The sequence below is a fragment of the Streptomyces sp. NPDC028298 genome (assembly GCF_055565895.1).
The window spans coordinates 454,376-478,156 of the sequence record NZ_JBVHTL010000007.1; the positions used below are offsets into that span (position 1 = coordinate 454,376).

Sequence of the window (23,781 nt, forward strand, 5' to 3'; positions counted from 1 at the left end):
CAATCTGTTTTTGCCCTGGGCCCGCGTCCGGATCAGCTCGAGGCCCAAATCCTTGTCCGGCCTGGCGCGCCTCACGTACTTCGTCTGTAACCCGGTCGTGGAGACGGGCATGCCGTAGTACTCCTGAAAATTCCCCAGTGTCGCACCCCTACTCGCTCGGAGTCGTCGATGACCGTTCGCCGTGTCGTGCCCAACGTTCAGTCGGAGGCAGTGCAGGAGAACCGGGAGTTCTATGGCCTGCTGGGCTTCGAGGAGGTCATGAACCACGGCTGGATCATGACGCTCGCCTCCCCGTCCCATCCGACGGCACAGGTCAGCTTCATGGCCAGGGACAAAACCGCGCCGGTCACGCCGGACATGAGTGTGGAGGTGGACGACGTCGACGCCGCCTACGCGGTCATGCGGGAGCAGGGCGCGGAGATCGTGCATCCGCTGCAGGACGAGGAGTGGGGAGTACGCCGCTTCTTCGTCCGCGACCCCAACGGCCGGGTGATCAACGTGCTGGGCCACCGTTGACCCGGCCCCGCTGCTCGTCGGGAGGGTGCTGATCACCACCGCTCACACGGCACGCGCCATGCAGACCAGTTGATCCCGTTCGTCCCATGACTCGGCGACGACGAAGCCGAACCGCTCGTACAGAGCGATGGCCCCGGTCCGCCATTCCCACACCGACAGACGAACGGTGCCCGCGCCGCTCTCCGCGGCATGGGCGAGCGCGGCACCGAGCAGGCTCGACGCGATGCCCCGGCCCCGGAATTCCGGATCTGTCCAGAGCCGTTTGATCTCCGACCACCCGTAGGCGGGGGCGGTCACCACCAGACAGCCCGCCGTGGCGCCTCCGCTCAGAGCCACCAGCACCGCATCGTCGGCGAACGCGGTCCGCGGGTCCGAGATCTCCGCCCGGTAGCGGTCCGGCAGTCCGTCCACCGTGGCGACGGGCTCACCCTTCTCAGCCTCCGTCCGCAGATGATAGGCCGCGAGCAGATCAGGCAGTCCGTCCTCGACGAAAGGAGTCCGGCCTGGCCAGCGGACGACGGAAACCTCGCCATGATCAGTCATGACGTCAGCATCACACGGGACGAACCGGGCCCAGTCCGTGTAGGCGGTGAGTGCTCGCCACACCAGGGAGGAGCCAGTGGGCGTGGCTAGCGAGGGCGCACTGCGTAGGTCAGGTGTGTCACCCGCGGCGACGGTTCCGAGCGGAGGGGCTCCAGGGCGATCCTGGAGGCGTCCACGCCGTCGAACAGGCGGGTGCCGGAGCCGAACAGCACGGGTGACAGCGTGATCGAGAACTCGTCGACCAGGCCGGCGTTCAGGTACTCCAGGATCGTCGCGCCGCCGCCTGCGATCCGGACGTCACGGTCGCCGGCGGCCTCGCGGGCCTGGTCGAGGGCGTGCTCGATGCCGTCGTCGACGAAGTGGAACGTCGTGCCACCCAGCCGTTCCCAGGGGTCGCGCTTGGTGTGCGTCACGACGAAGACCGGGGTGTGGAAGGGCGCGTCCTCCGGCCACGACTGCTCGCCGAGGTCGAACATGCGCCGGCCCATCACGCTCGCGCCAGTACGCTCGAACGTCTCCCGCGCGATGTCGTTGTCGCGCCCTTCCTCACCGCCCTCGCCGAGCTTCAGGTTCTCCCGGAAGAACCGCAACGGGAAGATCCACTGTTGCAGCTCCATCCACTGCGCCATCCAGCGCCGGACCCGCGGATCGTCCTGCTTGTCGGGCGCGAACAGCTCGCCCTCCACGGGCACGGACTCGGGCGCGATGAAGCCGTCCAGCGACATCGACACGCTGAAGAACACCTTCCCGGCCATCAGCCCTCAGCTCCCTTCCGCAGGGTCTCGGTGACGTAGGCCGCCAGGTTGCCCAGGGTCTGCCGGCCGCCCTCGATCGCGTGGTACTTCTCGATCGCCTCGTCGCGCATCTCCTTGGTGGGGAACACCGTCCGCATCTCGATCCGGGTCGCCGCTCCGTCCGGGGCGAACGCGATGACGGACTCGAAGGCGTTCGGGTCGTCCCGGACCTCACCGTGGAGCAGCGCGATCCGCTCCGGCGGGGCGATCCGCACCCAGCGGATCCACTCGGAGTAGTCGGTGCCGTCGGGCCCGTGCAGGACGAAGTCCCACTCCCCGCCCTCACGGAACTCGAAGGACTTCGTGGTGGTGGTGAACCCCTCCGGGCCCCACCACTTCGACAGGTGCCGGACCTCGGTGAACGCCTCGAACACCAGCTCCCGTGGGGCGTCGATGACCCGGGAGATCACGATCTCCCGGTCGGCCGTCGTCGACTCGGCCCGCGTCTCCTGCCTCGCTCCCGCCATCGGTCAGTCCTCCTGCCGTGCCTGCTTGAGGTCCTGGACGTAGGTGTCCAGCCGGTCGAAGCTCTCGTTCCAGAACCGCTCGAACCCGCCGGTCCACTCGTGCACCGGTCGCAGCCCGCGGGCATCGAGGCCGTAGAGGCGCTGCTTGCCCACCTTGCGGTCCCGCACCAGCCCGACCTCCCTGAGCACCCGCAGGTGCTTGGACGCCCCCGGCTGAGTCATCCCCAACTCCTGGGCCAGGTCGGTCACCGGCCGCTCCCCCGCCCGCAGCAGCGCCAGTATGTCCCGGCGCTGCGGCTCGGCGATCGCGTTGAAGACGTCCGATGTCGTCGCTGCTCGTGCCATGGCAGCCATCATATTCCCATATCGGCATGCGTCAAGCGGAGAGAAAGGGGCGGGTCGTGTCGTACGACGAGACCCAGCCCCCAGGAACGCCCGCTCACACGGACCCTAGGAACTCTCGCGCTCCGCGCAGCCGCGTGCGCAGTCGCTTCTGGGTGGCGCTGCTGTCGAGGCGGACGTCCAGGGCTCCGGGCACGAAGGAGTCGGCTCGGCGCCCGGTGGGCAGTCGGCTCGCGTCGAGTCCGTCGCGCCCGGCGATGAGAACGCCGAGCTCGTGACGGCTGAGGGCGTCCGGTCCGGCAAGGTGGAACGTCCCCGTGTGGTCGGACGCGGCAAGTTCGCACACAGCGGATGCGAGGTCGTCGACATGGACGGGGCAGCGGATGTCGTCGGTGAAGAGGACGCCGTCGCGGGCGCCCGCGACCAGGTCGTGGACCATGCGCTCGTGCGCGGATCGGCCATGCCCCACGATCAGCGATGTACGGACGATCGCGGCGTCCGGCGCCAGCAGCCGCACGGCGGTTTCAGCGGTGGCTTTCGCCGCACCGTAGGGGGTGAGGGGGTCAGGCAGGCAGGTCTCGTCGTAGTGGATCCGGGCGCCTGAGAACACGGCGTCGCTGGAGACGTGGACCAGCCGGCAACCGCGCTTCGCCGCGGCCGCCACCAGATGGAAGGCGGCGTCGGCGGTGACCGTCCAGTCGCTTCCTCCGCTCGTCGCGTTGACGACGACAAGGGGAGCAACCTCCGCCACTACGTCGTCGAGCCGCCCGGGGACACGAAGGTCGAGCTCGTACCACGCGACGCCGTGCACGGACCCCGGCCGGGAACAGGACGTCGCGGCCGTCTCCCAGCCCGCGGCAACTGTCTGACGTACGAGCTCCGTTCCCAGAAATCCGCTGCCGCCGATGATCAGGATCCTCATGGCTCCCGACGATAGGGCAGCGCTCAACCGCTCGCTCTGATCGGCCGTCGGCCGGTCGCCTTCGTAAAAGGGCGGCAACGCGAACGTCTGTGGCGCGAAGGCGAGTTCACGGTGTTGTCGCGTCCTCGGTGGTCATGGCCAGGAGGACCAGGGCGTCGTGTTCGGCCGTGCCGGGAGGGGCCTGGTAGAGCAGGATGCGTCGGCCGTCGCCGGCGGGGCTGAGCACCTCGTTGGCGAGGGTGACCGGGCCGATCACCGGATGCCGGAACGCGGTCTCGCCGGCGCGTTTGATCCACACCTCGTGCCGACGCCACAGGGCGGCGAACTCACCGCTGGCCGAGGTCAGTTCGGCGACCAGCGCGGCGGTCCGTTCCGGGGCGGTCAGTTCCGCGGTGTGCAGGTGCGCGACGCAGTTGCGGGCCACCCGGTCCCAGTCGGTGAACAGGGTCCGCGCGGCCGCGTGCAGGAAGGTGTACCGGATCGTGTTGCGCTGTCCGGCGGGCCAGTCGCCGAGCCCGGGCATGAGCGCGAAGCCCTCCGGGTTCGCCGCAAGAACGTCGTTGACCTCGTCGAGCACGTACGCCGGGCTGGGCCGGACCGACGCCAGCAGCAGGTGCAGGCCCGTGCCCGCCGGCCGCGGCTCGGACGGTCGGCGGCGCGGGGTCCGCCCGGCGACCTGGTCGGCGAGGCCGAGCAGATGGGCGTGCTCGTCGTCGGTCAGCCGCAGGGCCCGGGCCAGCGCGTCCAGTACGGCGTCGCTGGGCGCCCTCTCCCGGCCCTGCTCGATCCGGATGTAGTAGTCCACGCTCACGCCGGCCAGCACGGCCAACTCCTCGCGGCGCAGCCCTGGTGTACGCCGGACGCCCGGCCCGGTGGGCAGCCCGACGTCGGCCGGGCCGATCCGCCCGCGCCGGATCCGGAGGAACTCGGCCATCACGTTCACGGCGTGCAGTCTGCCATCGGCCGGTCTCCTCCAGGGTGGCCGTGTCACACCCAGGAACCACGCGGCCTTCTCGGGGAAGCTCCGGCGGCGCAGCCTCGGATCATGACTGACACGATCATCATCGGCGGCGGCTCCGGCATGGGCCTCGCCCTCGCGAGGACTCTGGTGGCCGAGGGAATGGATGTGGCGATCGTCGGCCGGTCCGCGGACCGGCTCGCGAAGGCAAAGGAGGAACTGGAGGATGCCGGGAACGGGCGGATCGACACGATCGCGGCCGACCTGGGGCGGGAGGAGGACATCGCCGAACTGTTCGACAAGGTGGGGCGCGTGGAGCACATGGTGGTCACCGCGGCGGACGCCACCGGCGTGTACGGGCGGACCACCGACGTTCCCACCGCGACCGCACGGACCGTCGTGGACACCAAGCTGCTCGGTGCCTGGCTGATCGGCAAGTACGCGGCCGGGCGGGTCACCGGCTCGATCACGTACACCTCGGGCATCAACGCGTACCGGCCCAACGGCTCCAACACCATCATGGCCGCGGCCAACGGCGCGCTCGCGTCACTGGCGTACGGGCTGGCGATCGAACTGGCGCCGGTGCGCGTGAACGTCGTCTCCCCCGGCTGGGTGGACACCCCCATCTGGGACCAGCTCGGGATGGACAAGCAGGCCGCCTTCACCGAGTTGGCGGCGAGGCTCCCGGCCCGCCGCATCGGTACCCCCGACGACATCGCGCAGGCGTTCCTCTCGGTGATGCGCAACGGATTCATCACCGGAACCGTGCTGCACGTCGACGGAGGACATCGCATCACCTGACCCGCACTTGGACGCCCGGTCCCGGTCCCGAGTCCTGGGTCCGGTGAGAGGCACCCCGCACCGGGCGCACTCGCACCCCGTGCGCCCGCGCCGGGACCCCGGCAATCGCGCAGCCCACAGGCCGGACGGCCGATCCCCTTAGGCGGTCGTCCGGCCCGCCCAGCCGTGCGTTAACCTGCGCAGCCATGAACAGAGATGAGGCCGGGTCAGCCGACATAGCGGCGCAGGACACAGCCCGGTTCGACTACACCCCCGACGCGGCGGACTACGACCGGGCGCTTCGGCGATTCTCGCTGGGGACCTGGCCGGGGCGCACCGGTTCCCTTCTGCTTCCCGTCGCGTTCGGGGGTGCGGCCTTCCTCGTTCGGGTCCTGGTCTGGCACCTCGACGAGATCCAGATCATCGCCGCGGGCGTGCTGTGCGTCATCGCGGTGTTCATGGTGCGCGGCCATTTCCGCAAGCAGCGGGTACGGCGCCAGTACGAGGACTGGGCGGCCTACGGTTCCTGTCACACCCTCCTCACCGAGACCGGGGTGACGACGACCGGCGAGAGAGGGAAGAGCGACAGCGCCGACTGGCACGCGTACCCGTGGTGGTTCGAGACGCCGGAGCTGTTCGTCCTCACCGGAAGCCTGGGGTACTTCTTCGTACTGCCCAAACAGGGTGCCGCCTCGGAGGACGACGTCGTCCGGGCGCGCGAACTGTTCGCACGGCACCTTCGACGTATCTGAGAGCGCCACCCGACCGCCGCCTGAGCGCCCCTCCCCGGCCCAGTCCCCCGCCCAGCCCGCGTGCCCGGCGCTGCGCCTACTCCTTGGCGGTGGCCACCGTCACCGCGCGCACCCGGAGTGCCGCACGTCCGGGCAGCGCGGTGGCGACCAGGGCGAGGAGGCCGGCGACCCCCACGACAGTGACGTACAGCAGGGGGACGACGGCCGGGGCGGGGCGGCCGGTCATCCCGACGCTGAACGCGGTCAGGACCGCGAGCGCGATTCCGCTGCCGAGCACGGTGGCCAGAAGCAGCACCGACAGGGCCTCGGTGCGCAGCATGCACAACACCTGCCGTCGGGTGGCCCCCGCGAGTCGGAGCAACGCGAACTCACGGACACGTTCGGAGACCGACATGGCGAGCGTGTTGACGACGGCGATGGCGGTGAAGATCAGGACCAGTCCCATGGCCACGTAGTTCACCTCCGCGTTCGACTGCTGCCGCTCGGCCTGGAGGTGGTCGGCGGTCCGCGGAGATACGACCCGGACGCCGGGCAGATCACGCAGCGCCGCCGCGATCTGCGGTCGGCTACGGGTCGTACGGACGAGGACGGATGCGGCGAGCGGGTTGTCCACGTGGCGTGCGACCAGGTCGTGGGCGAAGGTGAGGTCTCCGAAGCCGAGCCCCTTGGCGTAGACGGCGGCGACGGTCAGCTCGGCCGGTGTGCCGTCGCCGAGCGTGAGCTTCAGGGTGCTGCCGGGCTTCAAATGGAGCTGGTCTGCGGCCAGTTCGCTCACTGCCACGGTGCGATCGTTGAGCCGGGCGAGGGAGCCGGCGGTGACGCCCGGGTCCCAGGTGCGGGTGAGTCCGGCGGGAGTGACGCCCTGCGCCGCGTACTTGTCGAGGCCGACCCGGACGGTCGTACGTACCACTTCGGTCGCCACGTCACCGTGCGCCCGGAGTTCCCGTGCCGCTCCGGCAGGGACGCCCGGTCCGGCAGAGACCACGACCCAGTCCGCGCGCACTCCTTCACGGGCCTGGGTTCGGGCGGCGTTGCCGAGGGTGGGCGTGACGAACAGGACCGTGCAGGTCATGCCGACGAGGAGGGTGAGAGGGGTGACGACAGCGGCCATACGGGCGGCGTTGCCGCGCAGGTTGGCCGTGGCGAGCCGGCCGCCCGGCCCGGTGAGCCGCAGCGGGCCGCCGAGCAGCAGCATGGCCGCTCTGACCAGGAGGGGTCCCAGCAGGGCGACGGACGTGGACAGCACCACAACTGCCAGGAACGTGACCGGTGTTGACGCGGGCTCCGTGTGCAGGGAGGTGAGGACGAGGACGAGAGCCGTGCCTCCACCGAGCAGGAGGAGTCCCACGAGGACACGTCCCCAGGGGAGCCGCCCTGATTCGGTGCGGGATTCGGCGAGCGCCTCGGCCGGCCGGATCCGGACGATCCGGCGGGAGGCGACCCGGGCGGCGGCCCAGGCTCCGGCCAGCGTCGCGGCGACGCCCGCGACGACGGGGAAGACGCCGGCGGTGTGCTCAAGCGTCCCCGGGACGGCGCCCATGGCGACGAATCGGCTGTGCAGCGCACTGCCCAACGGCAGTCCGAGCAGGGCACCCGTGAGACCGGCGACCCCGCCGACGATCAACGCCTCACGGCCCAACAGGCCCCGGATCTGGCCCGGGCCGGCGGCGATGGCGCGCAGCAGGGCGAGTTCGCGGTGGCGTTGCTGCACGGTCAGGGCGAAGGTGCCGACGACCACGAGCACGGCCACCAGCAGCGAGGTGCCGCCCATGGCGCCGCCGAGGCTCACCAGCTTGGTGCGGGCCGAGGCGGCGTCCAGGAACTCGACGGCGCCACGGGCGTCCCCGCCGCTGACCTGCGCGGTGGTTCCGCGCAGTGCCTGCGCCACGGCCGAGTGCAGTCGCCCGATGTCCGTAACCGGGGCCGGGAACACACCGAACGCGGAGACGGACCCGGCATGTGCGGCCAGCCTGCGGGCTTCAGTGGTGGAGAAGAACAGCGACGTCTGATGCCGTACGTCCGCGGCCGGCGCGGCGATTCCGGAGACGCGGTAGGCGCGCGGCGCCTGGGTCGACTGGACGGTGAGCCGGTCGCCGACCGCCAAGCCGGCCCGCTGGGCGAGCCAGGAGTCGATGACGAGGTCGCTCGCCGCACTCGGGGCACGGCCCGTGGTCAGCCGGTACGGCGTCAGGGCGGCGGAGTCCCAGGCGTGCCCGTACGCAGTGCGACCGCCCGTGCCTCCCGGCGTCGACGGCTGGGCGAGGAAGGTCAGTTCCGGCACGACTCGGGCGACACCCGGCGCGTGTTCGAGGGTGCCTCGCAGACTCTGCGGAAGCCAGGCCCGCTCGGCGATCGGCTTCGCCTTGTGCTTGACCTTGGTCTTGCCCTTCTTGTGTTTGACGGTGGTCCGGTGAACGTTCTGGTCGGCCGAGACCACGACGGGGGTGGCGGCGTAGCGTTCGGTGCGGATCGTCCCGCGCAGTCCCGTCTCCAGGAGGGTGCCGCAGGCGGTGATGAGGGCGGCGGCGCACATCAGGGCGAGGAAGGCACCGAGGAACCCGCCCTTGCGGGCACGGACCGACTTCAGGGCGTAGCGCAGCATCATGAGTGCTCGGTCCTCTTCACGGTGGGCGGATTCGTGGAGTGCGCGGCACGGAGGTCCCACCCGCCGAGGTCGCCGTCGCCCTGCCGTCCGGTGGTTCCGGGTTCGCGTGCCATGCGTACACAGTCGTCTGTGCACAGGGCTCCGCGCACTGCGGTGGACCGGCGTCCGCGGCAGGGGGTTAGCCCTACCTGGTGGAAACAGGCTTCTCAGAGCGGCCAGCGGCACATTCTCCGTACGGGCCCGCCCCGTTGTCGTCAGGAGAAGTCCGGGCACTCCCCCGCGAAGCCCTCCGAGCCGACCGCTATTGCCTGATCCGTGCCGTCGTGGTCGGGACGGTTGAGTAATTGCCGCCCGCCGACCGCCGTCCGCCGAAGAGGACCGGGGTCTCTCCTCGACGGGCGGCGGCCCTGCGAAGCGGCCTGCCACCTGCCGTCCGCCGGCGACCGGGCGAGGTGACCTGTCACCTGGTGACGGCCCGACGGCCGGGGCTCAGGTCACGTGGCAGGTGGGCTCAGGTCAGGTGCCAGGTGGGCTCAGTTCAGGTGGCGGCTGAAGAAGCGGGCCGCGTCCTCCACCTCGAACCACGGGGTGCCGGCGTGGCCGCCCAGATTGGCGTGCAGGGTCTTCTCCTTGGCGCCGAAGGTGTCGAACAGGTCCAGGACCGGCTGCCGTTCCATCCCTTCGTCGTCCCACTGCATGAGGAACTGCAGCGGAACGGTGATCCGCCGGGCGTCCTCGCGCAGGGAGTCGGGTACGAAGGTCTGGCCGAAGAAGACGGCGGCCGAGACGCGCGGATCGAGCACCGCCAGCCGGATGCCGATGGCGACCATCCCCTCGTAGCCGACCGGGCCGCCGATCTCGGGCAGCGCGAGGAGGGCGTCCAGGGTGGTCCGCCATTCCGGGACCGCCCTCTCGACCAGCGGGACGATCATGGCGTCGAGGATCTCGTCGAGCGGCTCACCGGCCTGCGCGGCCCGGCGGAGGTCGGCGCGGTACTGCTCGTCGACGGCGGAACGGGGCCGGTCACCGCACCCGGGGGCGTCGATGGCGGCCACCGCGAAGCCGTACTGGGCACAGTAGTGACGGGCCCGGGCCACCAGCCGGGGAAGCCGCTTGTGGAAGCCACCGGGGTGGCCGATCAGGATGAGGGGGGCCGGCGCGGATCCGGACGTCCACAGGACACCGGGGATCTCGCCGAGGCTGAAGTCGCGCTCGAGGACGCCGTCGTCGAGGCGCTGTTCGGAAGTGAAGTGCATGGTCGTGCCTTTCGGGAGTGCTCTGGAACGGCGCTCCCGGGCGACCTATCGCCCGACCGTGGCCCCAGAGGGGAGCACCCATGTCGATACTGCGTTCACGGGTACCACCTCCTCGTTCTCTCGCACGGCCTCCCGGAAGGTAGCAGCGGTCGCCGTGACCAGCCAACGGGTTTTCGGTGGTCACGGCGCTCCCCCTCACATGGACTCGACCGCCCCAAGAAGACGCTCGACCGCCTCGTCGACCGTGGAGCGGGGGCACCCCAGGTTCACCCGCATGTAGCCGTGGCCCTCCCTGCCGAACTTCTGACCCTTGTCCAGCCACAGCCGTGCCCTGGTGAGCATGAACTTGTCCAGCGACTCGGCGTCCAGCCCCAGTCCCCGGCAGTCCATCCACGCCAGATACAGGGAGTCGGTCGGCAGGACCCGCACCTTGGAGGTGGCGGAGTTGACCGACTCCGCGAAGTGCGCGTGGTTGCCGCGCAGGTAGGTGAGCAACTCCTCCAGCCAGGGCTCTCCGTGCGTGTACGCCGCCTCGGCCGCGACCATACCCAGCAGGTTGACCAGCGGGAACATGTTCCGGTCGTACTGGCGCTCCAGTTCCGCCCGCACCCCGGGGTCGGGCACGAAGACGTTGGCGCTCTGCAGTCCGGGGAGGTTGAACGTCTTGCTGGGTGCGGTGCAGGTGATGCTGTTGCGTGCGAACTTCTCGCCGAGCGAGGCGAAGGGGATGTGCTCGCGCTCCGGGTTCAGGACGAGGTCCTGGTGGACCTCGTCGGAGACGACCAGGACGCCGTGCCGGGCGCAGATCTCGCCCATGGTCCGCAGTTCGTCCTCCGTCCACACGTTGCCGGTGGGATTGTGTGGGTGGCTGAGGATGAACACCTTGGTGTCGGGACGGATGGCGGCCTCGAAGGTGCGGGCGTCGAACTCGTAGCCGTCGTCGGTGCGGCGCAGCGGCGCGAAGGCGAGGTGGCGGCCGTTCAGCAGGACGTCCTCGTGGAAATGAACGTAGACCGGGGGCTGGATGAGGACCGAGTCGCCGGGCGCGGAGAACGCCTGCACGATGGTCTTGAGCGTGGTGATGATCCCGGCGGTCTGCAGCACCCACTCCCGGGGGACCTCCCAGCCGAACCGTTTGGCCTGCCAGCCGGTCACGGCGTCGACGTAACTGTCGGTCGCACCGCCGGGGTACCCGAAGACGCCGAAGTCCACGGCCTCGTGGAGCGCGTCGAGCACGGCCTGGGGCGCCCTGAAGTCGGTGTCGGCGACCCACATCGGCAGCGGATCGGCGGCGATCTCATCGACCGTCAGGAACTCCTGGGCACGGGCCCATTTCATGGAGTTGCTGTGCCTGCGGTCGACGACGACGTCGAAGATCGATCCGGTCCCGGTCCCGGGGGCGTTCCGTGCTGTCTGGCCGTGGGGGGCGGTGTCAGGTGCCATGGCTGGATGCTAGTCACGCAGGTGGACATGCGGTTTGCGGATTTCGCCCGTCATGAGGTCAGAGGGTGAGCAGCTCCTCGTGGAAGCCGCCGAACTCCCGCTCCCGGTCGATGAGATGGATCTCCAGAATCCAGTGGCAGACGCGGCCCGCCTTGTCGGTGCGGCGCAGGGGCGTGTCGTTGGCGGGGGCGATGTACGACTCCACGTCCGCGCCGTCGATCCACTCGTGCGGGAACTCGCCGACCAGGTGTCCGGCGTGCCAGCCGCCCAGCTCCCACCCGGCCTCGGTGGCCAGCCGCTCGACCTCGGCGTACAACTGCCTGCCGGTGATGCCCGGAGTGTCGGCGAAGTGCCGCTTGCCGGCGGCGAAGATCTGCGGAAGGTCGGCTCGCAGTCGGTGCTTGACCGGGTCGTCGCCGAGGACGAACGTACGCCCGAAGTCGGCCTCGTACTCCTCGAAGATGGGCCCGAAGTCGGCGAACACGATGTCGTCCGGGCCCAGCACCCGGTCCGGCGGGTTCTCCTTGTACGGCTTCAGGGTGTTCGGGCCCGAGCGCACGATCCGTTTGTGCCAGTGCCGGGTCGTGCCGAAGAGCTCGTTCGCCAGGTCGCGAACCCGGTCACTGACGGCCCGCTCACCCTGTCCCGGCGCCACGAGCCCGCGCTTCTCGATCTCCGCGAAGAGCCGCTCGGCCTTCGCCTGCGCGTCCAACAGCCGTGCCGCGCGCGTCTGTTCGTCATGAGCCATACCATGGACGGTAGATTGCACTGCACTTTGGAGTCAATCACATTGCACTCCAGGCTCGGTACAGCAGGCCCCGTCCGGCATGGCCCGGCGCGTCAGACACCCACGGCCACGATCAGCAGGACGACCACGAGCAGGCCGACGTACGCGGCGGAGTGGACGCGGTCCGAGACCCGGCCGGCGACCCGGCGCGCCACGGCGATGGTCGGCAGCGATCCGAGGAGCAGGGCGGCACCGGCGGCCAGATCGACGTAGCCGAGGCGGCCGGTGGCGGCGGTCGTGGTGGGGGTGAGGGCGTAGACGAGGGTCCCGGCCAGGGCGACGGGGATGCTGAGGGGGTTGGCCGTGGCGGTCGCGGCGGCCATGGGAAGGCCTCTGCGGCGCAGGAGCGGAACCGTCATGACACTGCCGCCCACGCCCAGCCCGGCGGCCACCAGACCGATGCCGAAGCCGCCTGCGGTGACGGTGCTTCGCCCCAAAGGCTTGAGGGGCGTCCGGGGTGCCGCGGCGAGAAAACCCTTCCGCAGCAGGCTGTCGGCGATCGTCACCAGGAGGTAGGCGGCGAACAGCAGGCGCAGCGCCGTACCGCCGATCAAGGTCGCCGCGAAGGAGCCGACGGCGGCACCGGCGGCGATGAATCCCGCCAGCGGCCAGACGTACCCACGAAGCAGCCGCCCCGCGCGCCACTGGACCAGCGCCGCCACCACAGCGTTGACCACCATGACCGCCGCCGAGGTGGCCACCGCGACGTGCATGGCGTCCGCGCCGGTCCCCGGACGCTCCGCGGCGGTCAGGACGCCGTAGACGACGGGAACGGTGACGAATCCGCCGCCGAAGCCGAAGAGCACCGTCGTGACGCCGGTCAGGCAGCCGAAGAGCAGGAGGAGGGAGAACGAGGTCGGCATGGATCCGACGCTAGAGATCACGCCGTATGGCGGGCAATCGATGAACCGCCGACTTCCTACGCGTAGCGGACACCACCCACGCACGATCCGCCGTAACCTCGCGGCATGCGCAACATCCCGGTCGCGGACGTGGACGACCTCGACCGTGCCGTGCTGGCCATCGGCACCGACTACCCCCAGGACCACCTGCTCGTCTGGCACGAGCATCGGCGTGCGCAGGTCCTGTACGCGGCCACGGGCGTCATGCGGGTGGAGACGGACGACGACGACTGGACGATCCCCACTGCGCGCGCCGTACTGATCCCGCCCATGACCCGGCATCAGGTCACCATGACGGGCGTCAGTACGCGCAGTCTCTACATCGAGCCCGCCGCCGCGCCGTGGTTCCCGCGCCGCTGCCAGGCCGTCGATGTCTCCGCCCTGCTCCGGGCGCTGATCCTGGAAGCGGTCGAGATGGAGCCGCGCTATACCGAGCACAGCCGCGACGCGGCGATCGCCACCCTCGTCCTGCACGAGCTCAAGAACCTCACGCCGCTGCCCCTCGACGTCCCGCTGCCGTCCCATCCAGGGTTGCGAGCCCTGTGCGAGGACTTCCTGCGGAAGCCAGCCATCCACGACGCGCCCGGGCGCTGGTGCGCGGTCCTCGACGTCAGCGAGCGCACCCTCGCCCGCCTGTTCCGGCGCGGCACCGGCCTGAGCTTCTCCCAGTGGCGGCAACGCGCCTGCATCCTGCAGTCCCTGCGGCACCTCTCCGCCGGCATGCCCGTCACCCGCGTCGCGGGTCTCCTGGGCTACGAGAACCCCGCCGCGTACACGGCCGCGTTCAAGAAACTCCTGGGCCGGCCCCCGACGGCGTACCGGAGCCCCGGCAGCACCTGAGCCGGCACCTGACCGGCGCGCGGCGAAGGCGGGGCGAAGGCGGTCGGGGTGCGGTCGGGCGAGGTCGGGACGAGGGCGCCGGAGTGAAGAACTCCCATGCCAGAGAGCCGATTACGGAAAGTCAGGCAATACCGCTTGCGCAATGGTCAAGAATCGTTGACCATTAGGCCATGCCTACCGACGATCTCCCTGAGACGTTCCACGTCACCACCGAGGACCAGCTACGCGCCGTCTCCAATCTCACGCGTCACCGGATCATGGCCATGCTCCGCTTCGAGCCCGCGACGATCACGCAGATCGCCGAGCGAGTGGGCCTCGCCAAGGGGAGTTCCAGCTACCACGTGCGCCTTCTCGAACGGGCCGGCCTGGTGAAGGTGGTCCGGACGCGCAAGGTCCGCGGGGTCACCGAGCGGTACTACGCCATGGCGGCGCGGTCGATCGAGCTGCCGGATCCGGGCGAGGGAGGCCCGGATGTGCTGATGCGGCATGCGGTGGCGGACCTGGAGGAGTCGCCGGCGGACAGCGAGCGGCACGTCGGGATGATGCATCTGCGGCTCACCGACGAGCAGTTCGCGGAGCTGGGGGCGCGGCTGCAGGCACTGGCGGCCGAGTACCGGGAGCTGTCCGATCCCTCACTGCCGGACACGTCACTCGTCTTCGCACTGTTCCACCCGTCATCGCCCAAGCAGGCCGAAGGGGACGCCAAGTGAGCTCAGACGTCAGAAAGTTGCCGACCGGGTTCGGACGGCTGTGGACCGCGCAGACGGTGTCCTCGCTCGGGGACGGCGTGACACATGCCGCGCTCCCGCTGATCGCGTTGACGTTGACGCGCGACCCGATGGCGCTGGCGGTCGTCACGGCCGCCGGAACGCTCCCGTGGCTGCTGTTCGGGGTGCTCGGCGGTGCGCTGGTGGACCGCTGGGACCGTCGGCGCACGATGTGGGTCACGGACGCGGCCCGTGCGGTGCTGCTCGCGATACCCGCGGCGGCGGCCGCGCTCGACCTGCTGAGCATTCCCCTGCTCGCGACCGTCGCCTTCCTGCTCGGCCTCGGCGGACTCTTCTTCGACACGGCCGCCACGGCCTATCTGCCGGACCTCCTCGGCCGTGACTCCGCGGTCCTGGAGCGCGCCAACGCCCGTCTGCGCGGCGCCCAGACCGCCGCGTCCGGCTTCGCGGGGCCGCCCGCGGGCAGCGCCCTGCTCGCGCTCGGGCGGGCGGTTCCGCTGCTCGCCGACGCGGTGTCGTTCGCGCTCTCCGCGCTGCTCGTACGGTCGTTGCCCGCCGTACTCCGGCCCGTGCCGCAGGCCCGCGAGTCGCTGCTGCGGCAGGCGCGGGACGGCGCCTCGTACGTGTTCCGGGATCGGTTGCTGCTCGGGCTCGCGCTGCGTCCGGCGGTCGGGAACATCGCCTTCATCGCCGTCGAGACCGTCCTCGCCCTCTTCGCGCAGGATCGTCTCGGCATCGGCACCTTCGGCTTCGGTCTGCTCCTCACGGCGGAGGCCACCGGCGGTCTCCTCGGCGCGGGCATCGCCTCCTTCCTCGGCCGGCGCCTCGGCACCGGCCTCGCGCTCACCTGCACCGCCGCCGTCGAGGGACTGGCCATCCTGGGCCTCGCCGTCGCCCCGAATCCGTACGTCGCCGGCCTCGCGCTCGCCGTCTGCGGCGCGGCCATGGGTGCCACGATGGTGCTCGGCCCCTCCCTCCGGCAGACGGTCGTCCCCGCCCACCTGATGGGCCGGGTCGCCTCCACCTCCCGCATGCTCGCCATGTGCGCCGCACCGTTCGGCGCCTTCCTCGGCGGCTGGCTGGCCACCACCTACGACGTACGCACTCCGCTCTACACCGCCGCGGGCCTCCTCCTCACCATGACCGCCGTCACGGCGACCATGACCAGCAACCGCCAGGTCGAGGCCGCGCTACGGGCCGCCGCCCGGGCCGATGCCCCCGATCACCCGGCATCCTCGGAGCCCGTTCAGGAAGGTGCCGTGTAGGGCTCCGCGAGGTAGTCGAGGACGAAGCCGACCGCGGGTGGTGGTGTCAGAACTGGCCCCGGCCGCATGGGGCCCTCCTCCCGAAGCTGCGCGCGGCGCGAACGTCCTGGACTTCTCCCGGGTGCGTTCCCGCCGCCTGCGGATCCGCTGCGAGATCCGCGACGACGTCCACGGAGCCTTCCTCACCCTGGCCGGCGCACCCATCGGCCGGCGCCGGTTCTCGACGGCTCAGCGCCGCCATTCGTAGGCGCCGGGAGAGGTCTCCACGACCTCCTGGGGCCAAGCGGCACGGACCCGCCGCAGGCGCTCGTGGTGCTCATCGACCCATCCGCCGGCCAGGCGCACCGGGACACGGACGGACGTCCCTGATGCTGCCGCGTCCTCCACCACGAACACGGCAAGCCCTTCCTGACGGGCCGGCTCGAAGCGGATCTCGGGGTCAGCGGAGTCGGCCCGCCGTCGCGGCTCGGGGCGTGGAATAGAGCGATCGCCAGTGCTCCAGAGGCTGTTCCTCGACTCGGCCCCGCCAGAGAAGAAGGCCGTGGCGCCGCTCCCAGAGCAGCACGGACAGGCCTCGGGCGACCCGCTCCGGCGCCACCAGGCCGTAGGCGAAGAGGACGGTCCAGAAGTTCCAGACCAAACCCATGACCAGAAACAGCAGTCCGAAGACGACGGCGGAGCTGCCATCGAAGCTGCGGCTCAGAGACCGTCGCGTGGAGGGGAGCACCGCCCCGGGGTCCAACAGGGGCACAGCGGCGTCGAAGTAGTGCCTTTCGCCGCCGAGGCAACGCACTCGTGTCAGGCCCGCCGGCAGGCCGAAGAAGGCGCTCAACCCCGCAACGCCGAGGACGGCGTAAGTCACGTCGCGCCCTTCGACGGACGACAGCCAGCGCACACCGAGGACCACCGGCGCCGCGACGGCCAGGGCGATGCTCGACTCGACGGCGGCCATCAACTGGAAGTGGGCGTAGCGCACCACGAGTTCCCCCCTCCGCCCGCGCTGTTCCCTGGACGCGCGCGACCTTCACTATGCCGCCGACATCTACGCCGACGCATCACGCACCTCCCCAACTCCCATACAGACATGCACTGTTGGCCGTCGATTGGTCCACCCGTGACGAATCCGCGGCCTCAGCGCCAGACCTTCCGGCCGTCCGGGCGACCGCCACGGGGCCCCTGCGAGCGCATGCAAATACCTTGCCCCCACGCACCCTTCTATTTATAGTCAGGGCGACTATTAAGGAGTGGGTCCGTGAACTGGAACCTCAGCTTGACCGAAGCGCTCGGCTTCGCCAGCGGCGCCGTCTGCGTCTGGCTGGTGGCGCGGCAGCACATCGCCAACTGGCCTGTGGGCATAGCCAACAACGTCTTCTTCATCGTGCTCTTCGTCCAGGCCGGCCTGTACGCCGACGCCGGTCTCCAGGTCGTCTTCATCGCGCTGGCCGCCTACGGCTGGTGGACGTGGGCCCGCGGTGCCGGACCGGCCACCGCCGGATCCCTGCCGGTGCGCCGCACCACAGGTGCCGAATGGACCTGGCTGGCCGCGGCCGGAGTGCTGGGCACGGTCGCCCTCACCCTGCTGCTGGACCGGGCCACCGACTCCACCGTCCCCTTCTGGGACGCGCTCACCACCGCCCTCTCCCTCGCGGCCACCTACGGCCAGTGCCGCAAACTGCTGGAGTCGTGGTGGCTGTGGATCGCCGCCGACCTGGTCTACATCCCGCTGTACGCCTACAAGGGCCTGTACTTGACCTCGCTGCTGTACGTCGGCTTCCTCGCCCTGTGCGTGGCCGGCCTCCTCGGCTGGCGGCGCACCCTCGTGGCGGCCGGCTCCCGTTCCGCGACGGTGGTGGCCGCGTGAACGCCGTCGCCCGCCCGTACCGACACGGCCTGGTCCTGGGCAAGTTCTATCCGCCGCACGCCGGCCACCACCACCTCGTCCGCACCGCCCTCGCGCGGTGCGACCGGCTGACCGTCCTCGTCTGCGCCGCCTCCGTGGAGTCGGTGCCGCTCGCCGACCGGGTGGCGTGGATGCGGGAGGCCCACCCGGAGGCCGAGGTCGTCGGCGCCGTCGACGACCACGCGGTCGACCTGCACGACCCCGCGGTGTGGGACGCCCACATGGCGGTCTTCCGCTCGGCCGTCCCGGATCCGGTGGACGCCGTGTTCACCTCCGAGTCGTACGGCACCGAGCTGGCCCGTCGGTTCGGGGCGGCGGAGGTCAGCGTGGACCTCGACCGGACCACGTACCCCGTCTCCGGCACGGCCGTACGCAAGGATCCGGTGGGCTGCTGGACGTTTCTCGGCCCGGGGGTACGCGCGGCGCTCACCCGGCGCGTGGTCGTCCTCGGCGCGGAGTCCACCGGAACCACCACCCTCTCGCGGGCGCTGGCCGCCCACTACCGTGCGCGCGGCGGTGTCTGGGCGGACACCGGCTGGGTGCCCGAGTACGGCCGCGCGTTCAGCGAGGAGAAGCTCGCCGCCCTGCGCGCCACCGATCCCGGTGCCGACTGGAGCGAAGTGGAGTTCACCTCAGAGGAGTTCCCCGTCATCGCCCGCCGCCAGGACGACGACGAGCAACGGGCGGCCCGCCGCGGCTCCCCGGTGCTCTTCTGCGACACCGACTCGTTCGCCACGGCGATCTGGCACGAGCGCTATCTGGGAGCGCCCTGCCCCGAGGTGGCAACCGTCGCCGAGCGTACCCGGCGCCACCTGTACCTGCTCACCGACCACGAGGGCGTGCCCTTCGAGGACGACGGCCTGCGTGACGGCCCGCACCTGCGTCCGTGGATGACGGGCCGGTTCCGGGAGGAACTGGAGCGCACCGGCCGCCGGTTCCTGCTGGTCACCGGCAGCCCCGAGGAGCGGCTGCGCACCGCGGTGGCGGCGGTGGACGACCTGCTCGCCGAGGGCTGGCACTTCTCCGACCCGCTTCCGGAGAACCGGTGACGACCGCACGGGTCTGACGCACAATCTGGGGATGCGCTTGGGGCAGCGGGAGGGTGGTCCTGGCGGGGTTGTCGCGATCACGGGGAGTTCGGGCCGGGTCGGGTCGGCTCTGGCCGCGGCTTTCGACGCGGCCGGCTGGGTGGTCCACGGCCTGGACCGGGTGCCGGGCCGTTGGACAACTGCTGTCGCGGATCTACGAGTTCGCCGCGCGCGGCGGAGCCTGTTGCGGTCGGCCGACGTCCTGGTCCATGCCGCCGCGCTCCACGCCCCGCACGTCGGGCGCGTGGCCGACGAAGAGTTCCGCGCCGTGAACGTCGGCGTGACGGCGGAACTCCTCGACGACGCGGCCCACTTCGGCGTCCGGCGTGTCCTCTACATCAGCAGTACCAGCGTCTACGGCCATGCCCTGGTGCCCACCGACCGTGCGGTCTGGGTGGACGAGCAACTCACCCCGCTCCCCCGGGACATCTACGACGAGACCAAGCTGGCCGCCGAGGACCTGATCGCCGCCGGCGGCGTCTCCTCGGTCACGCTCCGCATAGCGCGATGCTTTCCGGAGCCACTGCCCGTGCTGGCGGGGCACTTGCTGCACCGGGCCGTCGACGTGACCGACGTCGCGACAGCGGGTGTCCTGGCCGCGACGGACCCGTCCGTGACCGGCACGTTCAACATCTCCGGACCACACCCGTTCCGCCGAGAGGACTGCCTCTCCCTTCACCGTGACGCGACCGCCGTCCTCGCCCGTCGGGCTCCGGGCGTCGTCGAGGCGTTCCGTGACCGAGGATGGCCGGTGCCCGATCGCCTGGACCGGGTCTACGACTCGACCGCCGCCGCGAACGCCTTCGGCTACCGCCCTGTTCGCGGAGTCCGTGAACTTCTGCGCGACACGGCCGATGGTCAGAGCTCATGAGCGCGAGGGCCCCACGGCGGACGGCTGTAACTAGGCTTCGGACGATCGCATTGCTGACCCGTACGAACCGGAGGACATCCCCGTGACAGCCTCGCTGGCGTGCAGGAAGACCCGTTCCCTCGAAGCGGGAACCGTCTACGCCTGGGAATCCATAGAAGGCGCGACCGGGCACCTCCTGATCGACCCGGGGGAAACGCTCGCCCGCCCCTGCACACCGGAAGGCATCCCCCTCGGCGAGACCCGCCTCGACAAGAACGTCGGAACCGTCGAGAACCCCGATCCGAACCCGGAACTCCACCGGGCATTCCTGACCGCGGCAGCGGCGGTACTCCGAGAGACAGAGCGACAGGGTCACCTGCCCGACAGGGTCACCCGCACCTTCTGGTAGGCACCAAGTCCTCGTCCAGAGGCTCCAATTGATCGTCAAGCACCGGTGTGCACCGACTCGGCCTTTCCGTACTGCCTACTTGACGGTGTTCTGTCGCCCGCCGTAGGTACTGAGCGACAACGCCCGCACGCCGGGTGAGGGAGGCAGCGTGGATCGGGATGCCGCGAGCGGTTCCATGGAGGGACGCCCCTGTCGAATACGGACCCTGGAGCCGGGTCTACGACCTGTTCCGTCGGTGGCTGCGGAACGGTACTTGCGGGCGTGAGCGGGAAGACGGCAGCCTCGTACACGGTGATGCCCGAGACGACCGCGTCGGCCGGTCCCGCCTCCGTGCCCGTGCGCCGGGACCGGCCGGCACGATCCAGGTCAAGCCTGTTCGATCCCTCGTGCGCAGGGGTATGCCCTGCCTTGCCGACCGCACGTCAGGGCTCGGAGGATCTGGCTGATGGGGGAATCGTGCGCACTCGCGTGTCCGGACTGGGCCTCGGTCCGATCCGAAGGGACTACGCCCTCATGACCCCGTTGGCAGGCACCCTGCTGCAGATACTCCGGGGATTCCTGCTGATCGCCTGGGTCTTCATGGCCGGTTTCACCGTGTTCACCCCCGACCAGGTCGACGGGAACCTCGCCTGGACGACGGCGGTGGTGATCGCGGTCTACACCGTGACGTTCGGATGGCGTCTGCTGACCGCCCGGCTCGGCATGAACCGGTGCTACCTCCTGGCGGAAGGGGTGGCCATGACCAACCGCTTCGGCCGGGTGACCGATTCCGTGGCCTGGAGCGACGTGACCGGTATCCAGCAGACAACGGTCGTGGACCTCTACATGGCAGGGCACCGCATGGAGATCCACCGGAACCAGACCGCCAAACCCCTCACGTTCCTGGCACCGGGCGTGAAATCGCAACTGGTGGAAACGCTGCTCACCGAGGGCCGCCGCGCAGGAGCCCTGCAGTGAGGGGGCATCGAGGTCCCGGGCCGTGGCCACTTGCCATGGCAAGCGCGGATACATCTACCTCGGAACGGTCGCCCTCGCAGCCCTCATGATCTGGCCCGCATGAACGAGGACGCCTTCTGGCAACTCATCGAGGACTGCAGGCCCCCGGCATCCGACCCCGACTCCGAACTCCTTGCTGATGCACTGACCGCGAGGCTTGCCCGGTCTCCGTTGTACCGGGTCTGTGGTTTTGCCGAACAACTGTCGTGGGCGCTCTACCGGCTGGACCGCAGGGAGTACGGGCACGACCTGTCCGGTGACGCCTTCCTCTACACACGTGCCGGTGTCGTCGCCGGCCGCGCCGTGTTCGACTCCTACGAGTCGGGCTCGAACATCCAAGGTTGGGCTCGTTGAGCGTCGTCGGCTGTTCCGGCGGAGGGGCCTTGCCTCGCCGTCGGAGCGGGGCGGTTCCACCCGCCCCTGGCCCGCCGGAACCGCCCGCCCCCTGTGGTCGTCTTGTGCGCTGACTGTGTACGTGGCAGGGAAACGGGGGAAATCGTGACGCGGAACGTGACGAAGGCCGGGCTTGTGGTGGTGGCTCTGGCGGCGGTGTTCGGGGCCTCGGCCTGTGGTGGTGGAGCGGCGGACGGCAAGGGCTCGGGCGGGGACGTGGCGCCCTATGCGGGCAAGGCCTCGTCCGGATGGGCGCCGACGTCCGGCGGTGACTCGGGGACGTCGTCCAAGACCGCGCTGACCGCCGCGGCACCCACCACCCGGCATGTGCCGTGGAACCTCGACATCCTGGACCAGCGGTCGCGGCCCCTGAACGGGAAGCTCACCACCACCGCGACGGGCAAGGGCGTCCACGTCTACGTCATCGACACCGGGTTGGACATCGCCCACGCGGAGTTCGGCGGTCGCGCCCACCTCGGCGCCGACTTCGTCGGAGCGCGGGACTCCGGGGACTGCTTCAGCGAGGCGGGCACCGGTCACGGCACGTTCGTCGCGGGCATCATCGGCGGGAAGAAGTACGGGGTGGCGCCCAAGGCGGATCTCGTACGGGTCCAGGGCATCGTCTGCGAGAGCTCGGGCGGCGGCTCCGCGGCGGCGGCCGAGGCGGCCCTGGTGAAGTCGGTCAAGTGGGTCACCGCGCACGCGCAGAAGCCCGCGGTGGTGAACATGTCCCTCAACCTCGCCCACCGGTCGGCGACCCTGGAGTCCGCGGTGAAGAAGATGGTCGACGCGGGCATCCCGACGGTGGTGTCGGCCGGCAACTTCCACGACGACGCCTGCAAGCACTCCCCGGCCGGCGTCCCCGGGACCATCGTCGTGGCGGCCTCCACCCCGAACGACCGCCCCTGGACCGACAGCGGCTCCTACGGCTCCGGCTACGGGCGATGCGTGGACCTGTACGCGCCCGGCCAGAAGGTGACCGCGGCCCTCGCCGGCGGCGGTACGACCACGGAGAACGACGGGGCGACGTCCTGGGCCGCGCCCCACGCGACCGGCGTGATCGCGCTGTACCTGTCGGCGCACCCCCACGCCACGGCCCGCGAGGTCCACGTCTGGCTCGACCACACGGCCACCACCGGCGTCCTGCACGGGGTCCGCTCCGACACCCCCAACAGGCTGCTCAACACCGGCGGCCTCTGACCTGACCGAGCCGGACACTTCCGGAGGCGGTGCTTCGCAGGCCGAGCCTGACGGCGCGGAAGAGCGACCACTCCTCCAGGCGGCGGATCAGGAAGGGACGGTCGCCGGCGGCTTGGGCCATCGCCCGTACCCAAGCCTCGTAGGCGGGCCCGAGGTGAAGGTCCTCGGCTCGCCGGTCCACGTGCCGCACCACGGCGGACTGGGCCATCGTCCGGTCCGGGTCGCTGAGCACATGGCAGACCAGGTCGATCTCGTCCGCTTCGGCGACCTGATCCAGTTGGACGAGGTAGGCCGCGAACCGGATGTGCTCGTCCGGCTCCCGGTCCGCGCCATCGGACTCGCGGGGCTCGCCGGTCAACGAGCCGGGGCCGGGCGCCGCGTGGCCGCCGCACACCCGGGGCGTCCCGAGGTGTCGGGGAAGGCCGGGCCCCACAGCGGATCGTGGAAGAAGGCCGTGGTCGACATGGAGACGACGCCGTCAGTGGCCGTGGGAGTGGCGATCCTCGCGGGGGCCGGACGACGGGTTCGGGTCATCGCCGTACCGTAGCCGCGCGGGGCACCGGGTGCTCGGCCTATTCGCCGGCTTCGGAGGCCGGCTGCTTCAGTTCGATCTCGACGAAGGCCAGCGCGGCGGTGCCGGCGTTGACGACTTCGTGTTCCGCGCCGGCCGGACGCGTGTAGGACTCGCCCGCGCGCAGTTGCGCGGTGGTGACGGTGCCGTCGGGGGTGATCACGTCGGTGTGCCCGTCGGTGACGGGGACGACGAGGTAGTCGTACTCGTGCACGTGGCGGCCGGTGCTCTCCTGGGGCTCGAAATCCCAGCGGGTGACCCGTATCCGCTCGTCTTCGTGCTGCACGGTGGCGCGGGCGGTCGTCGTCATGGCTGATCTCCTCGTCGTCGGTTGCCGCACCCGTGCCGCGGACCGGTGAGGCAAGATCCCGATGTGCAGATTAGCCGCCGGACGCCACGGCGGCGGGGCGGGGCCGTCCTCGGCCGTGGGCGCCGCCCGCTCGGTCGGCAGGGCCTCTGACCTGCGTGCCGGCG

At 70.6% G+C, this 23,781-nt stretch carries 30 protein-coding genes; 14 read left to right on the forward strand and 16 right to left on the reverse strand.

Annotated features, from left to right (window positions below; translation table 11 throughout):
- Positions 1 to 168 precede the first annotated feature (168 nt).
- Positions 169 to 516, forward strand: coding sequence for a VOC family protein (locus ACZ4TO_RS30440; RefSeq protein WP_468025847.1), 348 nt, complete (start codon positions 169 to 171; stop codon positions 514 to 516).
- 42 nt (positions 517 to 558) lie between these two features.
- Here the strand turns inward: ACZ4TO_RS30440 and ACZ4TO_RS30445 are convergent, their stop codons facing one another.
- From ACZ4TO_RS30445 to ACZ4TO_RS30470, 6 genes are all read right to left on the reverse strand, one after another.
- Positions 559 to 1,059 carry a GNAT family N-acetyltransferase gene (locus ACZ4TO_RS30445; RefSeq protein ID WP_385037790.1) on the reverse strand — a complete coding sequence of 167 codons (501 nt, stop codon included), beginning with the start codon at positions 1,057 to 1,059 and terminating at the stop codon, positions 559 to 561.
- A gap of 86 nt (positions 1,060 to 1,145) precedes the next feature.
- Entirely contained in the window at positions 1,146 to 1,814 is a 669-nt protein-coding gene (locus tag ACZ4TO_RS30450; RefSeq protein ID WP_382784999.1) for a dihydrofolate reductase family protein, read from the reverse strand.
- Positions 1,814 to 2,320, reverse strand: a complete 507-nt coding sequence (locus ACZ4TO_RS30455) for an SRPBCC family protein (RefSeq protein WP_451076164.1) — start codon at positions 2,318 to 2,320, stop codon at positions 1,814 to 1,816. Before ACZ4TO_RS30455 ends, ACZ4TO_RS30450 begins: the two co-directional genes overlap by 1 nt.
- Before the next feature lie 3 nt (positions 2,321 to 2,323).
- The gene (locus tag ACZ4TO_RS30460) at positions 2,324 to 2,665 is read right to left on the reverse strand and encodes an ArsR/SmtB family transcription factor (protein ID WP_382784994.1); all 342 of its coding nucleotides are present in this window, start codon (positions 2,663 to 2,665) and stop codon (positions 2,324 to 2,326) included.
- A 94-nt stretch (positions 2,666 to 2,759) separates the two neighbouring features.
- Entirely contained in the window at positions 2,760 to 3,584 is an 825-nt protein-coding gene (locus tag ACZ4TO_RS30465) for an SDR family oxidoreductase (protein WP_468025848.1), read from the reverse strand.
- Positions 3,585 to 3,690: 106 nt separating this feature from the next.
- Complete coding sequence (locus tag ACZ4TO_RS30470; protein WP_382785917.1) at positions 3,691 to 4,518, reverse strand: helix-turn-helix domain-containing protein; 828 nt, start codon at positions 4,516 to 4,518, stop codon at positions 3,691 to 3,693.
- 111 nt (positions 4,519 to 4,629) lie between these two features.
- Here ACZ4TO_RS30470 and ACZ4TO_RS30475 point away from each other — a divergent pair, with 111 nt between their 5' ends.
- Entirely contained in the window at positions 4,630 to 5,343 is a 714-nt protein-coding gene (locus tag ACZ4TO_RS30475; RefSeq protein ID WP_468025849.1) for an SDR family oxidoreductase, read from the forward strand.
- Between the two features lie 185 nt (positions 5,344 to 5,528).
- The gene (locus tag ACZ4TO_RS30480) at positions 5,529 to 6,074 is read left to right on the forward strand and encodes a hypothetical protein (protein ID WP_468025850.1); all 546 of its coding nucleotides are present in this window, start codon (positions 5,529 to 5,531) and stop codon (positions 6,072 to 6,074) included.
- Positions 6,075 to 6,150: 76 nt separating this feature from the next.
- Here ACZ4TO_RS30480 and ACZ4TO_RS30485 read toward each other — a convergent pair whose 3' ends face one another.
- The 5 genes from ACZ4TO_RS30485 to ACZ4TO_RS30505 form a co-directional block, all read right to left on the reverse strand.
- Positions 6,151 to 8,679, reverse strand: a complete 2,529-nt coding sequence (locus ACZ4TO_RS30485) for an ABC transporter permease (RefSeq protein ID WP_468025851.1) — start codon at positions 8,677 to 8,679, stop codon at positions 6,151 to 6,153.
- Positions 8,680 to 9,212: 533 nt separating this feature from the next.
- Positions 9,213 to 9,935, reverse strand: coding sequence for a dienelactone hydrolase family protein (locus ACZ4TO_RS30490; RefSeq protein ID WP_382784978.1), 723 nt, complete (start codon positions 9,933 to 9,935; stop codon positions 9,213 to 9,215).
- A 195-nt stretch (positions 9,936 to 10,130) separates the two neighbouring features.
- Complete coding sequence (locus tag ACZ4TO_RS30495; protein ID WP_468025852.1) at positions 10,131 to 11,378, reverse strand: MalY/PatB family protein; 1,248 nt, start codon at positions 11,376 to 11,378, stop codon at positions 10,131 to 10,133.
- A gap of 58 nt (positions 11,379 to 11,436) precedes the next feature.
- On the reverse strand, positions 11,437 to 12,126 hold the full coding sequence (locus ACZ4TO_RS30500; protein ID WP_468025853.1) for a M24 family metallopeptidase: 690 nt from the start codon (positions 12,124 to 12,126) through the stop codon (positions 11,437 to 11,439).
- Positions 12,127 to 12,218: 92 nt separating this feature from the next.
- Positions 12,219 to 13,028 carry a sulfite exporter TauE/SafE family protein gene (locus ACZ4TO_RS30505; RefSeq protein WP_468025854.1) on the reverse strand — a complete coding sequence of 270 codons (810 nt, stop codon included), beginning with the start codon at positions 13,026 to 13,028 and terminating at the stop codon, positions 12,219 to 12,221.
- A gap of 105 nt (positions 13,029 to 13,133) precedes the next feature.
- Here ACZ4TO_RS30505 and ACZ4TO_RS30510 point away from each other — a divergent pair, with 105 nt between their 5' ends.
- The 3 genes from ACZ4TO_RS30510 (at position 13,134) to ACZ4TO_RS30520 (ending at position 15,900) form a co-directional block, all read left to right on the forward strand.
- Entirely contained in the window at positions 13,134 to 13,907 is a 774-nt protein-coding gene (locus tag ACZ4TO_RS30510; RefSeq protein ID WP_468025855.1) for an AraC family transcriptional regulator, read from the forward strand.
- Positions 13,908 to 14,077: 170 nt separating this feature from the next.
- Positions 14,078 to 14,617 carry an ArsR/SmtB family transcription factor gene (locus ACZ4TO_RS30515; protein WP_468025856.1) on the forward strand — a complete coding sequence of 180 codons (540 nt, stop codon included), beginning with the start codon at positions 14,078 to 14,080 and terminating at the stop codon, positions 14,615 to 14,617.
- Positions 14,614 to 15,900 carry an MFS transporter gene (locus ACZ4TO_RS30520; RefSeq protein WP_468025857.1) on the forward strand — a complete coding sequence of 429 codons (1,287 nt, stop codon included), beginning with the start codon at positions 14,614 to 14,616 and terminating at the stop codon, positions 15,898 to 15,900. The genes ACZ4TO_RS30515 and ACZ4TO_RS30520 overlap by 4 nt, the downstream gene beginning before the upstream one ends.
- 228 nt (positions 15,901 to 16,128) lie before the next feature.
- On the opposite strand, the gene ACZ4TO_RS30525 is transcribed toward ACZ4TO_RS30520, so the two are convergent.
- A complete protein-coding gene (locus ACZ4TO_RS30525) occupies positions 16,129 to 16,296 on the reverse strand; it encodes a DUF5959 family protein (protein WP_468025858.1) in 168 nt (55 codons plus the stop codon).
- A gap of 43 nt (positions 16,297 to 16,339) precedes the next feature.
- A complete protein-coding gene (locus ACZ4TO_RS30530) occupies positions 16,340 to 16,879 on the reverse strand; it encodes a hypothetical protein (protein ID WP_468025859.1) in 540 nt (179 codons plus the stop codon).
- Between the two features lie 273 nt (positions 16,880 to 17,152).
- On the opposite strand from ACZ4TO_RS30530, the gene pnuC reads away from it, so the two are divergent.
- From pnuC to ACZ4TO_RS30570, 8 genes are all read left to right on the forward strand, one after another.
- Entirely contained in the window at positions 17,153 to 17,761 is a 609-nt protein-coding gene (gene pnuC, locus ACZ4TO_RS30535) for a nicotinamide riboside transporter PnuC (RefSeq protein WP_382784955.1), read from the forward strand.
- Positions 17,758 to 18,849: an AAA family ATPase gene (locus ACZ4TO_RS30540; RefSeq protein WP_468025860.1), complete on the forward strand. Its 1,092-nt coding sequence runs from the start codon at positions 17,758 to 17,760 to the stop codon at positions 18,847 to 18,849. The genes pnuC and ACZ4TO_RS30540 overlap by 4 nt, the downstream gene beginning before the upstream one ends.
- 31 nt (positions 18,850 to 18,880) lie before the next feature.
- Positions 18,881 to 19,759 carry an NAD-dependent epimerase/dehydratase family protein gene (locus ACZ4TO_RS30545; RefSeq protein ID WP_468025861.1) on the forward strand — a complete coding sequence of 293 codons (879 nt, stop codon included), beginning with the start codon at positions 18,881 to 18,883 and terminating at the stop codon, positions 19,757 to 19,759.
- A gap of 82 nt (positions 19,760 to 19,841) precedes the next feature.
- On the forward strand, positions 19,842 to 20,147 hold the full coding sequence (locus tag ACZ4TO_RS30550) for a hypothetical protein (RefSeq protein ID WP_468025862.1): 306 nt from the start codon (positions 19,842 to 19,844) through the stop codon (positions 20,145 to 20,147).
- Between the two features lie 134 nt (positions 20,148 to 20,281).
- Positions 20,282 to 20,593 carry a hypothetical protein gene (locus ACZ4TO_RS30555; RefSeq protein ID WP_468025863.1) on the forward strand — a complete coding sequence of 104 codons (312 nt, stop codon included), beginning with the start codon at positions 20,282 to 20,284 and terminating at the stop codon, positions 20,591 to 20,593.
- Between the two features lie 67 nt (positions 20,594 to 20,660).
- Entirely contained in the window at positions 20,661 to 21,104 is a 444-nt protein-coding gene (locus tag ACZ4TO_RS30560) for a hypothetical protein (RefSeq protein WP_468025864.1), read from the forward strand.
- Between the two features lie 99 nt (positions 21,105 to 21,203).
- Complete coding sequence (locus tag ACZ4TO_RS30565) at positions 21,204 to 21,497, forward strand: DUF4240 domain-containing protein (protein ID WP_468025865.1); 294 nt, start codon at positions 21,204 to 21,206, stop codon at positions 21,495 to 21,497.
- 144 nt (positions 21,498 to 21,641) lie between these two features.
- Positions 21,642 to 22,736, forward strand: a complete 1,095-nt coding sequence (locus ACZ4TO_RS30570) for a S8 family peptidase (protein WP_468025866.1) — start codon at positions 21,642 to 21,644, stop codon at positions 22,734 to 22,736.
- Here ACZ4TO_RS30570 and ACZ4TO_RS30575 read toward each other — a convergent pair.
- Genes ACZ4TO_RS30575 through ACZ4TO_RS30585 form a run of 3 tightly spaced genes read right to left on the reverse strand, consistent with a single transcriptional unit; the run spans position 22,717 to position 23,617 of the window.
- The gene (locus ACZ4TO_RS30575) at positions 22,717 to 23,094 is read right to left on the reverse strand and encodes a hypothetical protein (protein ID WP_468025867.1); all 378 of its coding nucleotides are present in this window, start codon (positions 23,092 to 23,094) and stop codon (positions 22,717 to 22,719) included. The two genes, ACZ4TO_RS30570 and ACZ4TO_RS30575, sit on opposite strands and share 20 nt — an antisense overlap.
- Positions 23,091 to 23,270 (reverse strand): hypothetical protein, encoded by a 180-nt coding sequence (locus ACZ4TO_RS30580; protein ID WP_468025868.1) that lies wholly within the window; start codon positions 23,268 to 23,270, stop codon positions 23,091 to 23,093. Before ACZ4TO_RS30580 ends, ACZ4TO_RS30575 begins: the two co-directional genes overlap by 4 nt.
- 38 nt (positions 23,271 to 23,308) lie before the next feature.
- A complete protein-coding gene (locus tag ACZ4TO_RS30585; RefSeq protein ID WP_468025869.1) occupies positions 23,309 to 23,617 on the reverse strand; it encodes a cupin domain-containing protein in 309 nt (102 codons plus the stop codon).
- Positions 23,618 to 23,781 lie beyond the last annotated feature (164 nt).

Excerpts from the sequence above, each read along its gene's own strand:
- ACZ4TO_RS30440 (WP_468025847.1), top strand. The coding sequence starts at position 169 with ATGACCGTTCGCCGTGTCGTGCCCAACGTTCAGTCGGAGGCAGTGCAG.
- ACZ4TO_RS30445 (WP_385037790.1), bottom strand. The coding sequence starts at position 1,059 with ATGACTGATCATGGCGAGGTTTCCGTCGTCCGCTGGCCAGGCCGGACT.
- ACZ4TO_RS30450 (WP_382784999.1), bottom strand. The coding sequence starts at position 1,814 with ATGGCCGGGAAGGTGTTCTTCAGCGTGTCGATGTCGCTGGACGGCTTC.
- ACZ4TO_RS30455 (WP_451076164.1), bottom strand. The coding sequence starts at position 2,320 with ATGGCGGGAGCGAGGCAGGAGACGCGGGCCGAGTCGACGACGGCCGAC.
- ACZ4TO_RS30460 (WP_382784994.1), bottom strand. The coding sequence starts at position 2,665 with ATGGCACGAGCAGCGACGACATCGGACGTCTTCAACGCGATCGCCGAG.
- ACZ4TO_RS30465 (WP_468025848.1), bottom strand. The coding sequence starts at position 3,584 with ATGAGGATCCTGATCATCGGCGGCAGCGGATTTCTGGGAACGGAGCTC.
- ACZ4TO_RS30470 (WP_382785917.1), bottom strand. The coding sequence starts at position 4,518 with ATGGCCGAGTTCCTCCGGATCCGGCGCGGGCGGATCGGCCCGGCCGAC.
- ACZ4TO_RS30475 (WP_468025849.1), top strand. The coding sequence starts at position 4,630 with ATGACTGACACGATCATCATCGGCGGCGGCTCCGGCATGGGCCTCGCC.
- ACZ4TO_RS30480 (WP_468025850.1), top strand. The coding sequence starts at position 5,529 with ATGAACAGAGATGAGGCCGGGTCAGCCGACATAGCGGCGCAGGACACA.
- ACZ4TO_RS30485 (WP_468025851.1), bottom strand. The coding sequence starts at position 8,679 with ATGATGCTGCGCTACGCCCTGAAGTCGGTCCGTGCCCGCAAGGGCGGG.
- ACZ4TO_RS30490 (WP_382784978.1), bottom strand. The coding sequence starts at position 9,935 with ATGCACTTCACTTCCGAACAGCGCCTCGACGACGGCGTCCTCGAGCGC.
- ACZ4TO_RS30495 (WP_468025852.1), bottom strand. The coding sequence starts at position 11,378 with ATGGCACCTGACACCGCCCCCCACGGCCAGACAGCACGGAACGCCCCC.
- ACZ4TO_RS30500 (WP_468025853.1), bottom strand. The coding sequence starts at position 12,126 with ATGGCTCATGACGAACAGACGCGCGCGGCACGGCTGTTGGACGCGCAG.
- ACZ4TO_RS30505 (WP_468025854.1), bottom strand. The coding sequence starts at position 13,028 with ATGCCGACCTCGTTCTCCCTCCTCCTGCTCTTCGGCTGCCTGACCGGC.
- ACZ4TO_RS30510 (WP_468025855.1), top strand. The coding sequence starts at position 13,134 with ATGCGCAACATCCCGGTCGCGGACGTGGACGACCTCGACCGTGCCGTG.
- ACZ4TO_RS30515 (WP_468025856.1), top strand. The coding sequence starts at position 14,078 with ATGCCTACCGACGATCTCCCTGAGACGTTCCACGTCACCACCGAGGAC.
- ACZ4TO_RS30545 (WP_468025861.1), top strand. The coding sequence starts at position 18,881 with ATGCGCTTGGGGCAGCGGGAGGGTGGTCCTGGCGGGGTTGTCGCGATC.
- ACZ4TO_RS30560 (WP_468025864.1), top strand. The coding sequence starts at position 20,661 with ATGACCCCGTTGGCAGGCACCCTGCTGCAGATACTCCGGGGATTCCTG.
- ACZ4TO_RS30565 (WP_468025865.1), top strand. The coding sequence starts at position 21,204 with ATGAACGAGGACGCCTTCTGGCAACTCATCGAGGACTGCAGGCCCCCG.
- ACZ4TO_RS30580 (WP_468025868.1), bottom strand. The coding sequence starts at position 23,270 with ATGACCCGAACCCGTCGTCCGGCCCCCGCGAGGATCGCCACTCCCACG.
- ACZ4TO_RS30585 (WP_468025869.1), bottom strand. The coding sequence starts at position 23,617 with ATGACGACGACCGCCCGCGCCACCGTGCAGCACGAAGACGAGCGGATA.